16 protein-coding genes are annotated in these 19035 nt (G+C 72.6%); 5 read left to right on the forward strand and 11 right to left on the reverse strand.

Features of this window, described 5'->3' with window-relative positions:
• Nucleotides 1-6: 6 nt before the first annotated feature.
• From ACR9Y5_RS00610 to ACR9Y5_RS00620, 3 genes are all read right to left on the reverse strand, one after another.
• Entirely contained in the window at nt 7-354 is a 348-nt protein-coding gene (locus tag ACR9Y5_RS00610; RefSeq protein ID WP_481296120.1) for a hypothetical protein, read from the reverse strand.
• The gene (locus ACR9Y5_RS00615; RefSeq protein WP_310132447.1) at nt 351-650 is read right to left on the reverse strand and encodes a hypothetical protein; all 300 of its coding nucleotides are present in this window, start codon (nt 648-650) and stop codon (nt 351-353) included. Before ACR9Y5_RS00615 ends, ACR9Y5_RS00610 begins: the two co-directional genes overlap by 4 nt.
• A 79-nt stretch (nt 651-729) precedes the next feature.
• Nucleotides 730-1398: an HAD family hydrolase gene (locus tag ACR9Y5_RS00620; RefSeq protein ID WP_481296121.1), complete on the reverse strand. Its 669-nt coding sequence runs from the start codon at nt 1396-1398 to the stop codon at nt 730-732.
• 56 nt (nt 1399-1454) lie between these two features.
• Between ACR9Y5_RS00620 and ACR9Y5_RS00625 the strand changes: the two genes are divergently transcribed.
• The 3 genes from ACR9Y5_RS00625 (at nt 1455) to ACR9Y5_RS00635 (ending at nt 4267) form a co-directional block, all read left to right on the forward strand.
• Nucleotides 1455-2273, forward strand: a complete 819-nt coding sequence (locus ACR9Y5_RS00625) for an SDR family oxidoreductase (protein ID WP_481296122.1) — start codon at nt 1455-1457, stop codon at nt 2271-2273.
• A gap of 249 nt (nt 2274-2522) precedes the next feature.
• Nucleotides 2523-3866, forward strand: a complete 1344-nt coding sequence (gene lepB / locus ACR9Y5_RS00630; protein ID WP_481296123.1) for a signal peptidase I — start codon at nt 2523-2525, stop codon at nt 3864-3866.
• A complete protein-coding gene (locus ACR9Y5_RS00635; protein ID WP_481296124.1) occupies nt 3863-4267 on the forward strand; it encodes a hypothetical protein in 405 nt (134 codons plus the stop codon). The genes lepB and ACR9Y5_RS00635 overlap by 4 nt, the downstream gene beginning before the upstream one ends.
• Nucleotides 4268-4291: 24 nt before the next feature.
• On the opposite strand, the gene ACR9Y5_RS00640 is transcribed toward ACR9Y5_RS00635, so the two are convergent.
• The 4 genes from ACR9Y5_RS00640 to ACR9Y5_RS00655 all read right to left on the reverse strand — a co-directional run bounded on the left by ACR9Y5_RS00640 (nt 4292) and on the right by ACR9Y5_RS00655 (nt 7424).
• Entirely contained in the window at nt 4292-4993 is a 702-nt protein-coding gene (locus ACR9Y5_RS00640) for a hypothetical protein (protein WP_481296125.1), read from the reverse strand.
• A 25-nt stretch (nt 4994-5018) separates the two neighbouring features.
• Nucleotides 5019-5267 (reverse strand): hypothetical protein, encoded by a 249-nt coding sequence (locus ACR9Y5_RS00645; RefSeq protein WP_310132439.1) that lies wholly within the window; start codon nt 5265-5267, stop codon nt 5019-5021.
• Nucleotides 5268-5338: 71 nt separating this feature from the next.
• The gene (locus tag ACR9Y5_RS00650) at nt 5339-6376 is read right to left on the reverse strand and encodes a Gfo/Idh/MocA family protein (protein WP_481296126.1); all 1038 of its coding nucleotides are present in this window, start codon (nt 6374-6376) and stop codon (nt 5339-5341) included.
• A 43-nt stretch (nt 6377-6419) separates the two neighbouring features.
• Nucleotides 6420-7424, reverse strand: coding sequence for a Gfo/Idh/MocA family protein (locus ACR9Y5_RS00655; RefSeq protein ID WP_481296127.1), 1005 nt, complete (start codon nt 7422-7424; stop codon nt 6420-6422).
• 130 nt (nt 7425-7554) lie between these two features.
• Here ACR9Y5_RS00655 and ACR9Y5_RS00660 point away from each other — a divergent pair, with 130 nt between their 5' ends.
• Nucleotides 7555-10251, forward strand: coding sequence for a glycosyl hydrolase 2 galactose-binding domain-containing protein (locus ACR9Y5_RS00660; protein WP_481296128.1), 2697 nt, complete (start codon nt 7555-7557; stop codon nt 10249-10251).
• A 111-nt stretch (nt 10252-10362) separates the two neighbouring features.
• The gene (locus tag ACR9Y5_RS00665; protein WP_481296129.1) at nt 10363-11286 is read left to right on the forward strand and encodes a phosphodiesterase; all 924 of its coding nucleotides are present in this window, start codon (nt 10363-10365) and stop codon (nt 11284-11286) included.
• A gap of 267 nt (nt 11287-11553) precedes the next feature.
• Here ACR9Y5_RS00665 and ACR9Y5_RS00670 read toward each other — a convergent pair whose 3' ends face one another.
• The 4 genes from ACR9Y5_RS00670 to ACR9Y5_RS00685 all read right to left on the reverse strand — a co-directional run bounded on the left by ACR9Y5_RS00670 (nt 11554) and on the right by ACR9Y5_RS00685 (nt 18994).
• Entirely contained in the window at nt 11554-13146 is a 1593-nt protein-coding gene (locus tag ACR9Y5_RS00670) for a stealth family protein (protein WP_481296130.1), read from the reverse strand.
• Nucleotides 13147-13255: 109 nt separating this feature from the next.
• Entirely contained in the window at nt 13256-15148 is a 1893-nt protein-coding gene (locus ACR9Y5_RS00675) for a beta-N-acetylglucosaminidase domain-containing protein (protein ID WP_481296131.1), read from the reverse strand.
• The gene (locus ACR9Y5_RS00680) at nt 15145-16887 is read right to left on the reverse strand and encodes an ABC transporter ATP-binding protein (protein ID WP_481296132.1); all 1743 of its coding nucleotides are present in this window, start codon (nt 16885-16887) and stop codon (nt 15145-15147) included. The genes ACR9Y5_RS00675 and ACR9Y5_RS00680 overlap by 4 nt, the downstream gene beginning before the upstream one ends.
• Nucleotides 16868-18994, reverse strand: a complete 2127-nt coding sequence (locus tag ACR9Y5_RS00685; protein ID WP_481296133.1) for an ABC transporter ATP-binding protein — start codon at nt 18992-18994, stop codon at nt 16868-16870. Before ACR9Y5_RS00685 ends, ACR9Y5_RS00680 begins: the two co-directional genes overlap by 20 nt.
• Nucleotides 18995-19035: the final 41 nt, after the last annotated feature.

The raw sequence follows: 19035 nt of genomic DNA on the forward strand, positions 1-19035 counted from the left end.
CGGCGACTACTCCCCGTCGATCAGCTCGAGCAGGCGCTTCGTCTCGCGGGCGATGTCGTCGTGGTCGTTCTGCGACGCCCGGCTCTCCAGCGAGATGACCGCGCAGCGGTGCACTTCGGCGAAGTCGCCGTAGGGGAAGCTGAACCGCCCCTTCGTCTCCTCGCTCTTGTCCGGGTCCTCACCGAGGTGCCAGAGGGCGTAGTCGTCCCAGCCGTTCTTCTCGATGAAGCGGTTCTCGTCGTCCGCGCTCGGGGCGTGCTCGCTCCAGTCGTCGCGCTGGTCGTGCACGACTTCCCCCTGCTCGACCAGCTTCCTGGCGTGCTCGAGGGCCTTCTTGTTGAGGCGGACGCTCATGCCTCGCCCTGGTTCCCGGTGGCCGCGGTCTCCGCGTCGAGCGACTCGTTGATGAGGGAGGCGACCAGCATCCGCCAGTCGGACCCCTCGTGAAGCGTCTCGGCGTACCCGGGAGGCACGGCGCCGAACACCGGCTCATGCTCCTCACCCTCCACGGCGACGCGCACCAGCGTCCCGAGTTCGGCGTGCGACTCGTCCAGGACGACCCACACCCCCGGCGACTTCTTCTCCACGTGGAAGATGCGATCGCGGTAGGGGTACCGCACGCTGGACATCTCGAGCTCGCTCGCCGACATGGCGACTCCTCTCCCTGGGCCGTCGCCCCTATGGAACGCCACAGCGCGGAGCTTGGCAAGAGGGCGTGTCGCGCGGGCTTCAGGCCGAGCGGCGGCCGCCGAGCACGCCGTCGATGCGCTCCAGGAGGTCCGCCGGGTCGTCGAACACCGAGACGGCCCCGGCCTCGAGCAGCTCCGACGGCCCCACGCCGCCGGAGAGCACCGCGGCAGAGCGGACGTGCGCGCGAGCGGCGGCCATCATGTCCCACACCGAGTCGCCGACGAAGAGGGCGTCCGAAGGGTCCGACTCCGCGCGCTGCAGCGCGACCTCGATGATGCCCGGCTCCGGTTTCGCGGTCTCGACGTCGTCGGCGTCGGTGGTCGCGTGGATGGCGTCGCCGGCATCCAGCGCCTTCATCAGCAGTTCCAGCTCGTCCTCCGGCGCCGAGGTGGCGAGCACGACGCGGATCCCCCGGGACGCGAGCTCGCGCAACAGGTCCGCCGCTCGGTCGAACGCGCGCAGCCGGCCCGCCTGCTCGACGTAGTAGCGCGAATGCAGGTCCTTCGCGCGGGCGATCCCGTCCTCGTCCCGCTCGCCGACCAGCTGCTCCAGCAGCCGCGCCGAATCCTGGCCGATGGCCCGGTGGATGCGCCAGGAGTCCACCGGAGAGCCCATTCCGGCGAACGCGCGGCTCCAGGCGTCGACGTGCAGGAAGTTGGAGTCGACCAGGGTCCCGTCGACGTCGAAGAGCACTGCGGAGATCGTCATGGCTCCACGACTACCACCCCTTGCGCGCACCCGGCATGGGGTGCACCGTTCCGGGCATGGCTGATCACTCGTATCCGGAACTCACCGACCCCCGCACCGCCATCGTCACCGGCTCCGACTCCGGCATCGGCCGTGCCACCGCCGTCGCGCTCGCGCAGGCGGGCATGGACGTCGGCATCACCTGGCACTCCGACGAGGACGGCGCGGAGGAGACCGCGCGGCTCGTGCGCGAGGCCGGCCGCCGCGCGGTGGTCGCGCAGCTCGACACCACCGACGCCCCCGCGTGCGGCGACGTCGTCGACCGTATCGCCGACCAGCTCGGCGGCTGCGACGTCTTCGTCAACAACGCCGGCCTCAACGGCGGGACACCCTTCTTCGAGACCGACTGGGAGACGTGGCGCGCGACCGTCTGCGCCGACCTCGACGGCGCGTTCGTGTGCATCCAGCGGATGGCGCGGCGCATGGTGGATGCGGGACGCGGCGGCCGCATCATCGGCGTCACCAGCGTGCACGAGCACCAGCCGCGCGTCGGATCGGCCGCGTACGACGCCGCCAAGCACGGCCTCGGCGGACTGCTGAAGACGCTGGCCCTGGAGCTGGGCGAGTACGGCATCACCGCGAACGCGGTGGCGCCCGGCGAGATCTCGACGCCGATGAACGACGCCGAGGACGAGGATCCGCGCGAGGTGCACCGTCCGGGCGTGCCGCTCGGCCGCCCCGGGGATGCGCGCGAGATCGCCTCGGTGATCGCCTTCCTCGCGTCCCCCGCGGCGTCGTACGTGACGGGCGCCTCCTGGGCGGTGGACGGCGGGATGCTGCAGATGGGCCCGCAGGCGGGCTCGCACCTGACCTCCGACGGCTGGCGCCGCCTGTAGAGAGACGGGAGCCGCCTGTAGACGGGAGCCGCTGACTATCGCGTAGCGCGGGCGGGTGCTGGGATGGCAGCATCACCGCCCCCGCCGATTCCCCTCCGACGCTCCGGGGGCGGTGTGGAGCGTGCGGTTCGGGTTCGCGTCACCCTGCAAATACCTGTATAGGGGTCCCGTTCTCGTCATCTGCCCGCGCATCCGCCGTCTTATCCGGTGAGACCGTGTTCTCGGTGAGCGGACCTGGAGGGAGATGCGATGACGTCGCTGCCGCGCATCCCGCCCAGGACGGCGAAGTCGCGTCGCTCCTCCTTCGTCGCCCCGACGGCGCGCTCCGCCGTCGTTCCGGATGCGCTCGCATGGCGGGCGAGGGCGGACGGCGCCGTCGTCCCGAAGGGGTCCGAGGCCTGGACCGCCGCGACGGTGACGGCGTCCGGGAGGACGCACGTCGACGCCGGGCCGTACGGCCTCATCGACCTGGCAGCGCCATCGCCCGCGGACGAAGCAGCCTTCCGCAGCGAGCAGCTCGGCGTGGTGTGGTGGGACCGGCGCACGCTGCACGACGAGGACGATCGAACGGGAGCGGTCGACGGGGGTTTCGTCCCCACCCCGATCTCCGGTCACATCTCCCTCGCACCGCTTGCACCGCCCACGCGGGAGACCGGCGCGGCCGGCGCGGCCGGCGCGGCCGGCGCGGCCGGCGCGGCCGGCGCGGCGCCGCCCGCAGGGCCCTCGTCGGCCTTCGATCGACTGCTCGTCGACGACCCGCGAACCCCTTCCGTCGCGCCGCAACCGGACGCCCCCGCGTTCGCCTCCCCGCGTGCCGCGGCCGAAGCGTCCGCCCCCGACATCGACGACTCCTCGCGGCGGCAGCCGCGTCGATCCCGCCACGTCGGTCTCGTTCCCGGCGGCCGGCGGGCGCACCGGGAACGCGTCGACGGCCGTCACCCGCGGCGGGACCGGTTGCGCCGGCGCCGGGTCCGGCGGCGGCTGCTCCTCGGAGTGGTGGTCAGCGTCGTCGCGTTCGCCGTGACCGTGCTCGTGCAGACCCTGCTGATCTCCCCGTTCACGGTGCCCTCGGTGTCGATGGAGAACACGTTGCGTCCGGGCGACCACATCGCGGTCGATCGCACCGCCTACACGAACGCAGCTGTCGCCCGCGGCGATGTCGTCGTCTTCCGGGATCCCGGAGGCTGGCTCGAGCCGGACGCGCAGAGCGGAGGAGCGGACGACGACTTCGTCGTCAAACGGGTGATCGGTATCCCGGGCGACCATGTCGCGTGCTGCTCGACGAACGGCCGCGTGACCGTCAACGGGCTGGAGATCGACGAGCAGTACGCCGTGGTGCCGGACGGACGGCCGGCGACCGCCGTGGCGTTCGACGTGACCGTTCCGGGTGGAGACCTGTGGGTGCTCGGCGACAACCGCTATCGCTCCCGGGACTCCAGCCGGACGCAGCAGCTCGCCGGGCGCGGCTTCGTCCCGATCGCAGACGTCGTCGGACGGGCGGTGTTCCGGGTGTGGCCACTGGACAGACTGTCGCCGATCGACCACGCGAGAGCGGTGTTCGCGGCGGTTCCGGCGCAGAGATGTCCGATGTGACGGGTGGCTCCTCCCGGGCCGCCGACGGCGTCGAGCAGGTGCAACGGATCGATCGCGCGCGCCAGGCCGAGCAGGAGGCCGTCGAGTCCGATGGCCTCGACGAGTCGGCGGTCGGCGTTCCGGCGCCTCACACGGCCACCGGCTCCGCGGAGGAGTTCATGCTGCCGACGATGCTTCCGCAGGGCATCCATCCGCTGGCGGTGCTCTCCCTCGTGCTCGCCGTGCTCGTCCCGCCGGTGGCGATCCCGATAGCCTCCCGGGTCGGTCGCCGTCTGCGGCACGACGGCGTCCGCGGCGCAGCGCTCGCTCAGACCGCCGTCGTGATCGGTTACGTGATGTGCCTCGTTCTGGCCCTCCTCGTCCTCAATGTGGTCGTCGCCCTGGTGCTGCGTCACGGGTGACGGAGGTACGCGGATCGCGCCGGGTCAGCCGATGAGCGACACCGCGCGCGCGATCACGAGGGCCAGCAGGAGGAAGCCCGCGAACGACTCCAGCGCCATCAGCAGCTTCGCCCGGTGCGTGAGGGGCATCGTGTCCGTCGGGCTGAACGCCATCGAGTTCGACAGCGAGAAGTAGAAGTAGTCGATGTAGTTCGGTACCCAGTCGGCCCGCTTGCTGGAGCCGCGGGCCACCTCGTCGACGGCGTCGTGGTCCTCGTCCTGGGGGAAGCGGAAGTCCGCCAGGGTCAGTTTCGGGCGCGGGACGCTCGCGCGGGCCACCGGGCCGCCCCGGTCGAGCACCCAGAACACCAGCGCGAACGCGATCACGTTCGTGAGCCACACCTGCAGCGACGCGAGCAGCAGTTCGTAGCCGTTGCCGTTCTTGTTGAGCAGCCGGATGACGGTCTCCGCGAACGCGATCTGGTTCGCCACCAGGATGAACAGCGACAACGCGATCTCGGCCCGGCGCGACCACACGGATTCGCGGGTGAGGTGGTGCGGGTTGTAGATGACCAGCGCGACGATCATCAGCAGGCAGATCCCCACGACGGCGTATCGTTCGATGAGCGGCACGACACTGGGAAGGAGCGCGTACGCGGCCAGCGCCACCACCGTGGCGATCACCGCGGGCCAGCGGTGTTCCGGCCGGGCGCGCCGCGCTTCCTTCTCGGTCTCGGTGTCGCTCACACCGGGAACAGTACAGCGGTATCCGTCAGTTGAAGATCGCCCACTCCGAGCGGTCGAGTCTGGCGCGATTGCCGTTGATCACGAGGTACCACGAGTTCTCGTCGCGGTGCAGGTACTCCGCGAGGATGGTCGTGTACTTCCACTCGCCGGACACCAGCGACCAGCGGATCAGCGAGATGAGCTGGCCCTGGCGCAGGTACGGTACGGCGACGAAGTCGTCTTGACGATGGGGCTCCGGCACCGCGTGCCGAGCACCCGCCCGCTGCGTGCTCATGCTGCACTGTAACTCCGCCGCAGGGCCGCCGGATATACCCCGTTCCCCGTCAGTCCGGAGCGGCCCCGGCCTCAGTCGGCCGGCGCGGTCGTCACCAGCTCCCGCACCGAGCGGACGGGCGCGATCGTGCGGTTCTCCGCCGACTCGTACGCGGCCAGGATGATGCCGAGCACCTCGATCCCCTCCTTCTGCGTGTGGAGCGGCCGCGTGCCGTTCAGGATGCTGTGCGCGAAGTGGGCGATCTCCTCGCCGAACTCGTGCACCGGCTCCAGTTTGTAGACCGTCGGCTCGCTCTCGCCGCGGGCGCGGAACGTGAGCGTGGTGCCGTCGCTGGTGAGGCTGCCGAGCTCGCCGACGGCCGAGAACTTCTCGGTCCCGTCCGCCGGCTGGTACGCCCAGCTGGTGACCAGGCTGCCGAGGACGCCGTTGTCGAAGCGCACGAGGACCTGAGCCGAGTCCTCGCCCTCCATGAACGTCAGGCGGTGCGTCGCCAGCATCGCGGTGACGTCCACCGGCGATCCGCCCGCGAGGTGCAGCAGCAGATAGGTCGGGTGGTAGCCGGTGTCGATGAGCTCGCCGCCGCCGCTGGTGGAGGCGTGCGCACGCCAGCCCATGGTGGACGGGTCGAAGTCGTTGAAGAAGCTGTCCGTGGTGCGCACCTCGTAGAGCCGCCCGAGCGCGCCCTCCTCGATGAGCTTCTTCGCCTGGGCGACGGCCGGGAGGAACAGCTGGTTGTGCGCGCACATCAGTGTGACGCCGGCCTCGGCGACCGCGGCATCCACCTCGGCGGCCTCCTCCGGGGTGAGGCACAGCGGCTTCTCGCACAGGATGTGCTTGCCGGCGCGGGCGGCGGCGACGATGGCGTCCTTGTGCAGGTGGTGCGGGAGGCAGATGTCGACGGCGTCGATCTCGGCCTCCGCGAGCATGGTGGTGTAGTCGGCGTAGACGGCCGCGCCGCTCTCGCCGGCGCGGCGCTCGGCGGCCTCGCGGACGGGGTCCGCGACCGCGGCGAACGTGACGGTCTCGGGGTTGCGCAGGTACCCCGCGACGTGTGCGCCGGCGATGCCGCCGGCTCCGATGAGGCCGATGCGGACGGTGCTGGTGGGCATGACGATGTGCTCCTTGAGGGAAGAAGAGAAGAGTGGGGACGGGTCAGGCGACCGGTACAGGGGTGGGGGCGACGGCGCGGCCGCTCGCCGCGGAGTTGTTGGCGGCGACGACCATCCGGGTCAGTTCGACGGCGTGACGCAGGTTTTCATCGGCGGTGGTGCCGTCGTGGATGTGCTGCACCCACTGTGCGAACGGGCCCGGTCGCCCGTCGGGCAGCGGGAGCTCCTGCCATCCCTCGCCGAACGCACCGCCTTTCGCGAGCAGGCGCTCCCCGCCGAAGCCGAACATCAGGCTGGCCGAGGTGCCACGCAGCTCGACGGTGAAGGCACCCGGGGTCGTGACCACGCTCGCTTCGAAGACGCCGAGGCGACCGCCGGGGAACTCCGCCGTGACCACGGCGTTGTCCTCCACCGGCCGTCCGGTGACCCTGCCGTAGGTCGCGGAGATGCTCAGCGGCTCCGCGCGGTGGAACAGGCGCGTGAGGTAGGCCGGGTGGCAGCCGAGGTCCGTCAGCGCTCCGCCGATCGCGGCCGCCGGGTCGCCGAACCGGTCGGGCAGCCAGCCGGCCACCCATCCGTCGTGCGCGAGCCGCACCCGCGAGTAGGTCAGTTCGCCCAGCGTCCCCTCGTCGAGGATGCGCTCGATCGCGACCGTGTAGTCGTCGGAGAGCCGGGGCAGCGACACCACGAGGGCGACGCCGGCCTTCCGGGCCAGCTCCACGAGCTCCTCGGACTCGGCCACGGTGGGGGCGAGGATCTTCTCGGTGAAGACGTGCTTTCCGGCGGCGATGGCGCGGCCGATGACGTCGCGGTGCTGGTCGGTGGCGGTGGTGACGGTCACAGCGTCGAGCTGCGGACGGGCGAGCAGTTCGTGGAGGTCGGCGACGAACTCCACGCCGAACTCGTCGGCGGCCGCACGGCCGCGCTGCTCGTCGTCGTCCCAGACGGCGACCAGGGTGGTGTCGGGATGCTGCTGGACGCTGCGCGCGTAGTCGCCCGCGTGTACGTGCCAGAAACCGATCGCTGCGACAGCGAGTGGGTGGGACATGCCTGTCGAGGCCTCCTTGCCAGGGTTACGGTGCGCGCGAACTTCGAAAGCGTACCTTCTGCTCCGGAGCAGTCGAAAGACCTTCGGGGCAAATTTCTGCAATCGTTCCCAGATTGGGCATGATCGTGGTGTGAGCAGTGCGACGATCCGCCTCGACGGCGACGACTGGACCATCCGCGAAGCGCTCGGCGACACCGCCGAGTGGTACCTGGGCGCACCGCTTCCGGAGGCGGGCAACAACGTGGCCGAAGCGTCGGCGGCGATCGCCGCGGCGCCCGGCTGGCTGCCCGCGCGGGTTCCGGGAGCCGTGGTCGACGACCTGCACCGGGCGGGCGAGGTGCCGGACCCGCGGGCCGGGCGCAACAGCCGCGCCTCCGAGTGGGTGGCGGAGCGCTCCTGGGTGTACCGGCGCGCCGTCGACCTCGATGCGCCCGCCGGCGAGGGAGTCGGTGTGCTCGAGTTCGACGGCGTCGACCCCGGAGCCGACGTCTACTGGGACGGCGAAGCGCTCGGTTCCGTGGATGGGCTCTACCACCGCGCCCGGTTCGCGCTGGCGCCGGAGCAGCGCTCGGCGGGACGGCACAAACTGGCTCTGCGCGTGCATCCCGCGCCGGTCTCCGAGCCGCAGGTCGGCCGCACGGACCGCGTCCGTGTCCACACGCCGCGGCTGGGCTACGGCTGGGACTTCTCCCCGCGCCTCCGCCACCAGGGCGTCTGGAAGAGCGCACGCCTGCGCATCGGCCGCGCGCTCCTCGGCGACGTGACCGTGAGCGCGCGTCTCGCCGCCGCCCCTGCGCCGGGATCGAGCGGCGAGTGGATGCGCGAACCCCGTTCGAGCGGCGACGGAATGCCACCGGTCGATGCGGGCGAGGGCGGCGCGACGTCGGCCGGGCGCGACGGCGTGGTCGACGTCTCCTGGGAGGCGCCGCTCGCCGCGACGGCGGATGCCGACCTCGGCGTGACGGTCGCGGTCGTCCGCGGCGCGCACACCGTCGCCGAGCAGCGGGTGGATGCGGCGGCGGGGGCGGCGAGCCTGCGCATCCCGCAGCCCGAGCTCTGGTGGCCCGATACGCTCGGCTCGCAGCCGCTCTACACCGTGTCCGTAGCGCTGTCGGACGCATCGGGCGAGACCGACCGCACCGAGCGGGAGGTCGGCTTCCGCACGGCGGAGCTCGTCGCGAACGAGGGCGCACCGGCGGGCGCGCTCGGCTACACGGCCGTCGTCAACGGTGTCGTCGTGCCCCTGCTCGGCTGGAACTGGACTCCGGCCGACACCCTGTTCGGCTCGATCGACCCGGCGAAGGTCGAACACCTGCTCTCGCTCGCCGCCTCCTCGGGCGCCCGGCTCATCCGCGTCTGGGGCGGCGGCCTGATCGAGTCGGAGCACTTCTACGCCACTTGCGACCGCCTCGGGCTGCTCGTCTGGCAGGAGTTCTCGCAGTCGAGCTCGGGGATGCAGAGCGCGCCCCGCACGGATCCGGCATTCGTGGCGCTCATGCGCGCCGAAGCGGAGGCGCTGGTGCCCACGCGCATCCACCACCCCTCGCTGCTGCTGTGGGGTGGCGGCAACGAGCTCGACGACGGCGGCGTCCCGCTCAGCGACGACCGGTCGCCGGTGCTCGCTGTGCTCTCCGAGGCGGTCGCCGCGCTCGACCCCGGGCGCGGCTGGCTGCCCACGTCGCCGACGGGACCGGAGTTCCACAACCGGCTGGACCGCATCCATGCGAACCCGGAGGGCCAGCACGACGTGCACGGGCCCTGGGAGCACCAGGGGCTGGTGGGTCAGTACACGCTGGCGAACGCCGGCGCGAGCCTCGCGCACACCGAGTTCGGCGTCGAAGGGATGACGAACCTGCGGTCGCTGGAGGCGCTCGTCCCCGAGGCCGACCGCTGGCCCGCCGACCGCACCAACCCGGTGTACCGGCACCTCGGCGAGTGGTGGAACAACGCCGACCAGGTGGTCGAGCTGTTCGGCGGGCGACCGACCGACCTCGTCACGCTCAACCGGGCGTCCCAGCTGCTCCAGTCGACCGGGCTGCAGTACGCGGTGGAGGCGGACCGCCGCCGGTTCCCGCGCTGCAGCATGGTGCTGCCGTGGCAGCTGAACGAGAGCTTCCCGAACGCGTGGTGCACGACCGCTGTGGACTTCCGCGGCGACCCCAAGCCGGCGTTCTTCGCCGTGGCGCGGGCGTTCGAGCGGCGCCGGGCGACCCTGCGGGTGGAGCGGGCCGTCTGGGGCGGCGAGTCGGTCGCCGCGGCCGAGGTCTGGCTGTGGGCGGAGGATCCTGTTGCCGCCGGCTCGACGGTCGCCGTGCGCGCGCTCGCTCTCGCCGGAACGGTGATCGCCGAGCAGGGGTTCGCCGCGCCGACGGTCGGCCGCCCGGCGGCCGCCGGCAGGCTCGAGGTGCCCGTGGAGGCGCTGCCCGCGGTCTTCCTGTGGGAGGCGGAGTGGCGGGATGCCGAGGGCGGCGTCATCGACCGCGAACGCATGGTCGCGACCACGACGGAGGACTTCGCGGCGCTGCTCGACGTCCCGGCGCCGCGGCTGGCGGTGAGTCGGGATGCGGACGGTGCGGTGCGCATCCGGAACGAGGGGGACGTGGCGGCGCTGACCGTGCGGGTCGTGGACGCGCGGCGCGTGGAGGCCGGGCCCGCGGGGGCGAGGCCCGCGGTCGCGCAGCGCGTCGGAGAGCCGGCCGTGCCCATCCTGAACGTCTCCGGCGACCCGCGCCCCCTGCTGCCCGGGGAGGAGCGGTGCCTAGCGGCGACCCCCGGTGTGCCGGTAAGGCTGGAATCGTGGAACGCGGAGCCGGTCGACCTGCCGTGACGAGCGATGCCGTGACGCGCGTCCGCGTCCCCCGCTCTGGTGTCGCCGTCATTGAGACGCCACACCGGGAGCGTTCACGGTCCGTTCAGACCGGGATGATGGGATAGCCCCGTGAAGACGCGAATCGCGGAGTACCCGCGGCCGGACCACTTCCTGCTCCACATCAGCGACACCCATCTGCTGGCGGGGGGCGAGCGGCTCTACGGCACCGTCGACAGCGAGCAGCACCTCCGGGCGCTGCTGCAGGAGGTGGAATCCTCCGGCGGGCGTCCCGACGCCATCGTGTTCACGGGCGATCTCGCCGATCGCGGACAGCCGGACGCGTACGCGCGGCTCCGCGCCCTGGTCGATCCGGCGGCGGAGCGGATGGGCGCCCGCGTGATCTGGGTGATGGGCAACCACGACGACCGGGCGGCGTTCCGGCAGGGGCTGCGCGACGAGAGGGCGGCGACCGCGCCGGTCGACGACGTCGTGTGGATCGGCGGGCTGCGAGTCATCGTGCTCGACTCGACCGTCCCCGGCCACCACTACGGCGACGTGAGCGAGTCGCAGCTCGACTGGCTCGCCGCGGAACTCGCCATGCCGGCGCCCGAGGGGACCATCCTCGCGATGCACCACCCGCCCATCCCGAGCGTGCTCGACCTGGCCGTGTCGGTGGAGCTGCGGGACCAGTCCCAGCTGCGCGAGGTGCTCGAGGGCAGCGACGTGCGCAGCATCATCGCGGGGCACCTGCACTACTCGTCGACCGCGATGTTCGCCGGGATCCCGGTGTCGGTCGCGTCCGCCAGCTGCTACACGCAGGACCTCAACGTGCCGGTCGGCGGCACCCGCGGTCGCGACGGCGCGCTGGCGTTCAACCTCGTGCACGTCTACCCGAACACGGTGCTGCACTCGGTCGTGCCGCTCGGCCACTACCCGACGCTCGACTACGTGGACGCCGAGGAGTCCGCGCGCCGCCTGGCCGCCGACGGCATCCGCATCCCCCCGGCCGCCGGCCGCGAGGCGCCCACGGAACCCATCCGCATCCTGGCCTGACCCCGCGCTGGCGCGCTGGCGCACATTCGTGACGAATGTGGCCTCCGCGCGCCCCAGTCACGACATTCGTGACGAATGTGGCCTCCGCGCGCCCTAGTCACGACATTCGTGACGAATGTGGCCTCCGCGCGCCCCAGTCACGACATTCGTGACGAATGTTGCTCCTTCCCGCGGGATAACGTGGGCGACATTCGTGCCGAATGTCGCCTTCAGGGGCGCTGAGCACGACATTCGTCACGAATGTCGACACCGGCGGGCGGACCCAGGTCAAGGGAGCGGGCGCTCCCACGGGGCGGGGAAGGGGAAGTAGCGCTCCAGGAAGTCGATGACCGCGCGCGTGCGCTCGGCCGCGTCGATCTCGGGCTTCGAGCCGTCGTTCAGGCAGAACATGTCCTGGTCGCGCTTCTTCAGCAGGCGGCGCATCTTGTCGGGCGCCTGCCGCAGCGTCGTCTCGATGTAGAGCACCTTCGCCTGGGTCTGCGTCACCGCGCGGCCGGTCATCAGCGCGTAGTAGTGGTACAGCGAGTTCGTGACCGAGATGTCCGTCGCCGAGCGGAACGGGCTGCCCGCGGTGCGACGGAAGTCCTCCGGGAACTCGCGCTCCATCTCCTGCAGCACGCTCACCCGCAGCGGCGCGGCGCAGTGCTCGAGGTGCCGCGTGGTGACCGCTCCGAAGCGCTCCCACAGCAGCCGCCGGTTGACGCGCGCCGCGTTCTCGAAGCCGCTGCGCGCCGGGTCCGTCTCGCCGAGACCGATGCGCGTTCCGGCCTCCACGAACTTCGTCACACCGCCGGGCGAGAAGAAGATGTCGGGCGAGAGCGGCCGGCCGATGAACATGTCGTCGTTCGAGTACAGGAAGTGCTCGGACAGGCCCGGGATGTGGTGCAGCTGGCTCTCGACGGCGTGCGAGTTGTGGGTCGGCAGGGTGGACGTGTCGGCGAAGAAGTCCTCGCTGCGCATGATGTGGATGCGCGGATGCTCGGCATCCAGCCAGGGCGGAACCGGCGAGTCGGTGGCGATGTAGATGTTGCGGATCCACGGGGCGAACATGTGGACGCTGCGCAGCGCGTACTTGAGCTCGTCGATCTGCCGGAAGCGCGCCTCGTTGTCGTCGCCCTCGCCGACGACGTACGCCGCCATCCGTGCGGCCCGCTGCCGCTGGTACTCGGTGTCGGAGCCGTCCACCCACGAGAAGACGATGTCGATGTCGAAGGCGATGTCGCTCGCCAGCGGGTCGAACATGTGCTGGAGGGTGCGCCAGCGCCGTCCGTAGAGCTCCACCTCGGCCTCGACCGCTTCACTCCGCGGCAGGCGCGGCCGCATCAGCGCGTTCTCGCGCGGTGCGGTGATCTCGTCGTCTCCGAACCGCCAGAACTCGAGCTGGAACGCGGTGTCGGCGCCGTACCGCAGCCGCCCGATGGGCTCGAGCCGCGGGCGGTAGAGGCGCAGGATGTCGGCCTTGCGGCGGGAGAGGCGGCCGTCGGCGATCAGCAGGTCGTCGCCGGCCGTGTCGCCCTCCGGGTCGATGCTGCGAGCGTAGAACGGCTCGTCGGCGAAGGCCGCCGCGAGCACTGCGGCGACCTCCGTGCGCCTGCGGCGGTCGAGGGCGACGACCAGGCGGTTGTCGTCGTCGCGCACGAGCAGGTATTCGAGGCCGGCCTCGTCGAGCGCATCCCGCACGGCGAGCAGATCCTCGATCATCGACTCCCGCGGGGTGAACGGTCCGGACACCAGGGTGTACAGCCCTTTGCGCTGCACGATGTCGTCGCGGGTGAACCGGCGCACGCCGATGCCGGGGTCGCTGGTGACGACGACGGGCTCGGGCTGGTCGGACAGGGATGCGGGAGGAAGCTCAGCCATACACGCATAACTCTAGGCTGCTTCTCCGTGCGCGCCGCCCCCCGGAGGGGGCTGGCCCCGCGGGCGCCGCGGCTCCCCACGACGCCGCGCAAAGCGGAGGAGGCGCCGCTCAGCCGAGCAGTTCGCGCACGGTGGCGAGCAGCAGCGCCCGGGTCTCCGGGGTGACCAGCCACGGCGCGAAACCGTCCGCCGCCAGGAAGAACGTCGCCCGCGCGGCGGGCGCGACGCTCCCGTCGGCCAGCCGCGCACCGGCAGGAGTGACACTGATGACGGAGCGGCCCGACTCGGGGTCGTTCGCGATCACCGCGGCGTCGTCCGGCGGGTCGGCGACGGTCAGCTTCGACCTGCCCCGGTACACGACGACGTCGCCGGCGAGGCCGGCCGCGGCGGGATGGTCGGCGCGGGCGATCCGGATGCGGTCCAGCGAGAGTGGGACGGCTACCGCGCCGGCGAGCCCCAGCGGCACCAGGTGACCCCACGCGAGCAGGGGGACGGGTCGTGACGCGACTGCCCGGGCCGTCTCCTCGGGAGCGCTGCGTGTCACGATGAGGAGGTCGGCATCGGGGTCGTCGCCGAGGTGGGCGTGCATCCCGGACCTGCCCAGGAACTCGACCAGCTCGCGGTCGCCGGGCGCCGGGTTGACGCCGGTCAGCACGGCGACCGTGGCGCCGGAGCCGTGGCTGCGCTGCGGAGTGACGCCGAGGCGTTCGAGCGCGCGATCGACCAGCGCGAGCACGGCGGCACGCGCGACGTCCGCGTACTCGGCCTCGAGGAGACGGCGCGCGGTGGCCAGTTCCGCGATGGCGTCGGCGTGGTCCGGGCCGGCGCGGTCGGCATCGGCGCGGTCGGCATCGGCACGCTCCGCGCGGGCACTGTCGCCGCCCAGCACCCGGCACGCGACCACGCCGGCAGCACCGGCCGCGCGAGCGGCGGCGATCCACGGCCCCAGCTGCGCCGCCAGGTCGGCGGGGGTGGATGCGGTGGGCGCCGTCTCCGCCAGGCCGCGGAGCAGCGCTTCTGCGTCGTCCCACCGCTCCGCGGCGACCGCGGCGTCGAGCTGCGGCCAGCGTGGGGCGCTGGGCGGCCACGAGCTGCACGCATCCACCAGGGTCCGCAGCCCGGCCGCGTCCCCACGCCGACCGCCGGCGACGGCCTCGTACGCCCGATCGGCGGCAGCAACCGGCTCGTACGCCGACGGGTCGGCCGCCCACTCCGCCACCGTGTGCAGCGCGAAGCGCGAGGGCGCCGCCTCCACCATCGGGTTGGCGACGATGCCCACGAGGCCCGGTCCGGCCTCGCGCCCGGTCAGCGGCCCGAGGAACACCCGCGACCGGTCGAAGTCGTTCACCGGGAAGTTGTCCCACAGCACCAGGTCGCGACCGAACGCCGCCGCCGCGCGGGCGATGTCGTCCGCCGTCACCCGGGCCACGACGATGTCGGCGCCCGTCCACAGCACGCGCGCATCCCGGGGCAGTGTCTCGTCCAGGCCGATCCGGTAGGGCGTGCGTTCGAGGCCGGCGTAGTCGGTCGGGCAGAACAGCACCGGCTCATCGATCCCGGCAGGGCGCAGGAACGACCGCTCGAACCGGGCCGCCGCCTCGCCGTGCTGCCGGCCGAGGAGCTCCGGCTCGTCCATCGGCACATCGTCGAAGAGCAGGGCGAAGGATCGGATGCCGGCGTCGAGGAGCTGCCGGCACTTCGCCGCCAGCGCCTCGTGGTCCGCGTCGTCGCCGAAGCGCATGTCGAGGCCGGGGGAGACGGAGTAGACGAAGCGGACGCCCCGCTCGGCCGCAGCGCGCTCGAGGCGGGCGAGGCCGGCCAGCCGGTCGGCGGGGTACGGCTCACGCCACTGTTCCCGGTGCCACGGGTCGTCCTTGGGCGCGTACAGGTAGTGGTCGAGCCCGAGGGCTCCTGCGCGGTCGAACCAGGCGAGCCGGTCGGCGTGCGACCACGGTTCGCCGTAGAAGCCCTCGACCACCCCGCGCCAGGCGAGGCCGCTCACCGGCCGCCCCCGTGCCACGACGACCACAGTTCGGCGTACGCGCCGCCGGCGGCCACGAGTTCGTCGTGACTGCCCAGCTCCTCGATCCCGCCGTCGCGCACGACCGCGATGCGGTCGGCGTCGTGCGCCGTGTGGAGCCGGTGCGCGATCGCGACCACGGTGCGCCCGTGGAGCACGCGGTTCATCGCGCGCTCCAGGTCGCGGGCGGCGGTCGGGTCGAGAAGGGAGGTCGCCTCGTCCAGGATGAGCGTGTGCGGGTCGAGCAGCACCAGCCGGGCGAGGGCGAGCTGCTGGGCCTGCGCAGGGGTGAGCACGACGCCGCCCGAGCCCACCACCGTGTCGAGGCCCATCGGCATAGCGGCGACCCAGCGGAGCGCATCCACCACCCGCAGGGCGCGCGCGAGCTCGTCGCGGCCGGCGCCGGGCTTGGCGAGGGACAGGTTCTCGGCGATCGTGCCCACGAAGACGTGGTGCTCCTGGGTGACGAGCGCGACGTGGCCGCGCAGGTCGTCCAGCGGGAGGTCGACCAGCCGCACGCCGCCGACGGTGATCCGGCCGCCGGTCGGCTCGGTGATCCCGGCCATCAAGCGGCCGAGCGTCGACTTGCCCGAGCCCGACGGCCCGACGATCGCCAGCCGCTCGCCCACGGCCAGGTCGAGGCTGACCCCGTGCAGCACCTCCGTGCCCGCGCGGTACGCGAAGCGCACATCCTGCGCGACCACGTGCTCGTCCGCGGGCTGCTCGCCCGTCGCGTGCCGGTCCTCCGGCACGTCGGCGACGCCGATGATGCGCGACAGCGCGGTCGTGCCGACCTGGATCTCGTCGAGCCAGCTGATCAGCTCGTCGACCGGCGACACGAGCTGCATGGCGTAGAGGGCGACGGCCGTGACCGCGCCGATGCCGGCGACTCCTTGGCCGACCAGGAACGCGCCCCAGGCGAGCACCGCGATCACCGGCAGCAGGAACGCGATGTCGGTGCCCGGGAAGAACCAGGACCGCAGCCACAGCGTGTACCACTCGGAGTCGCGGCGCTCGCGGAGGGCGGCGTCGATCTTGGCCCGCTGCGCCGGCGCCAGGCTGAGCGCCTCGATGGTGCGGACCCCGTCCACCGTCTCGCTGATGGTCCCGCCGAGCGTGGCATAAGAGGCGAGCTGCCGCTGGTAGCCCGGCCCCGACCGCTTGAGGTACCAGCGGGCGGCGACGATCAGGATCGGGACGCCCGCGAACATCGCGACAGCGACGGCCGGGTTGACCACGAACGCGGCGACCACGGTGAGCACCGCCGTCACCCCGGCGACGAGGATGCGCGGCACCCCGAAGCGCACGGTCTGGGCGACCGACTGGATGTCGTTGGTGGTCCGCGCGAGCAGGTCGCCGGTCCCCGCCGCTTCGACCGTCGAGAGCGGGAGGCGCGCGACCGTGGCGAGGAACTCCTCGCGCAACTGCGCGAACACGCCCTCGCCGAGCACCATGGACTGCCGCTGGGCGAAGCGGATCAGGACGGCCTGGCAGACGATCGCGCCCAGCAGGATCAGCGCGATCGTGTCGATCCCGGTGCTGGTGAGCGTATGCCCGGTGATCCCGTCGATGATGAGGCCGATCAGCGCGGGGCCTGCGAGGCCGGCGACGGCCGCGAGGGTGTGCAGGATCAGCACGACGGAGAGTCCGCCGCGGTGCTGGCGGATCAGCCGCGCGCCGGTGGCCCGGACGGTCGCGGTGCTAGCGATCGGAAGCAGCATCGTCGGTCCCCTTCGTGCGTGCGTCGCCGGGGTTCCGGGTGGCATCGGGCGCCGTCCGCTTCTTCGCGGCCCGCTTCGCCCTGGTGTCCCGCTTGTCCCTCTTGGCGTTCTTGTCCTGCTTCTTCGTTCCCGCACGCGTGCCGCCGTCCGGCCGCTGGGCGGTGACGGGATGCGTCGCCGTCCAGAGGGCGTCGATGGAGCCGGTCCATGCGGCATCCAGCGCTTCGCCGTCCGCGGGCTCGGCCGCGCTGATCGTGCGCGAGACGATCGCGCGGTAGAGGTCGCCGAGGTCGTCCTCCTGGCGCAGCAGCGTCTGGTGGTCCCCTGTCCCCACGACGCGTCCCCGACGGACGACCGCGATGGTGTCCATCCGGTCGAGGAGGAGCGGGCTGGCGGTCACGACGACGGTGGTCCGTCCGTCCCGCGCCTGGCGCAGCCGCTCGGCGATCTGCGACTCGGTGTGCGCATCCACCGCGCTGGTGGGCTCGATCAGCACGAGTACCTCCGCGTCGGTGAGCAGGGCTCGGGCGAGGCTGAGCCGCTGGCGCTGACCGCCCGAGAACGTGCGGCCGCGCTCGGCGACGCGCTCGTGGACGCCGTCCGGGAGGGCCTCGACGGTCTCGGTCGCCGCGGCCGTGTCGAGGGCGGCGGACACGCGGCGGATGCGGCCCGTCTGCGTGTCGGTGTACTCGCGGTCCCGGATGGGCAGCGTGTCGAGCCCGTCGAGCAGCCGTCCGCCGAAGAGGTGCGGGTTGGCGTCGTTGACCACGATGCGTTCGCGCACCTCCTTCACCGGCACGCGGGTGTGGTCGACGCCGCCCCACAGCACCGGCGCCTCGCGGTGCACCGTGTCGTCGAAGCGGCCGAGCCGGGTCGCGATGGCCGCCGCCTCGTCGGGGTCGGCGTCCACGATCGCGGTGAAGCGGCCCGGCTCCACCACGACCCCGGACGCCAGGTCTTCGATGGTGGACCCCCAGGCCGGGGCCTCGGCGGTCTCGTCCCGGTCGCGGGCCGCGGGCTGCGTGCGCAGCACGGCCAGCACCCGGCGGGCCGAGACGACGCCGGCGGTGAACGTCTGGGCGGCCTCGACCGCCGTCCGCAGCGGGAGCACCAGGAACGTCGCGTAGCCGTAGAAGGCGGTCAGCTGCCCGGGCGTGATGCTGCCCGCGACGGCGAGGTGCGCCCCGAACCAGACGATGAACACGAGGAAGGCCCCCGGGAGCAGCACCTGCAGACCGTCCAGCCAGCTCTGGGTCTTGGCGACGCCGACGCCGGCCGCGCGCACGCGCTGCGACTTGCGGGCGTACCGGTCGACGAACTCGTGCTCGCCGCCGATCCCGCGCAGCACCCGCAGGCCCACGACGGTGTCGGCGCCGAGCGTGGTGAGCCCGCCGGACTCCTCGCGCCAGACGGCCTGGCGGGCGCGCAGCGGGCGCAGGAGCAGCGCGAGCACCAGCGCGACGGCGGGCACGCCGATGACCACCGCGAGCCCGAGCGGCAGGGATGCGTCGAGCATGATGATCGACACCGCGACGAACGCGACGACCCCGCCGCCGAGCCGCGCCGTCACGTCGAACATGGCGCCGAGCCGCAGCGAGTCGGTGCTGACGGTCGCAACGATCTCGCCGGACGACGTGGTGGCCGTGATCGCCGATCCCGTCTCCGCCGAGTGGTACCCGATCAGCCGCGCGACGCCGAGGGAGGAGCGGAGCCAGTTCGAGACGGACATCCGGTGCCGCAGCATGCCGGTCACCGCCTGCACCACGGCGACGCCGAGGAGCGCGGCGCACCACAGCCACAGCCGGGCGGCGTCGCCCGAGACGCCCTCGTCGACCGCCCGGCCGAGCAGGTAGGGCCAGATCGCCTGGCACAGCATCCAGACGACGCCGAAGAGCACGCCCCCACCCAGTGTGAACGGCTGCCGGGCGGCCTGCCAGAGCAGGAAGCGCGGCACCGACGACAGGTGCCGCTCGCTCGGCCGGGCCGCGGGGATGCGCGCCCCGCGCGACGGGCGCGACGGAGGTGCCGGGTGCGGCGGACGTGGCGGGCGCGACGCATCCGACGGGGGCCGGGACGGGGACGGGCGGGCAGCGCGCGCGCTGGACACGGAATGCTCCTGGGGGGATCGAGCGGGAGGGGAAGGGAAGG

It is taken from the genome of Leifsonia sp. KNZ13-11D (assembly GCF_056754895.1).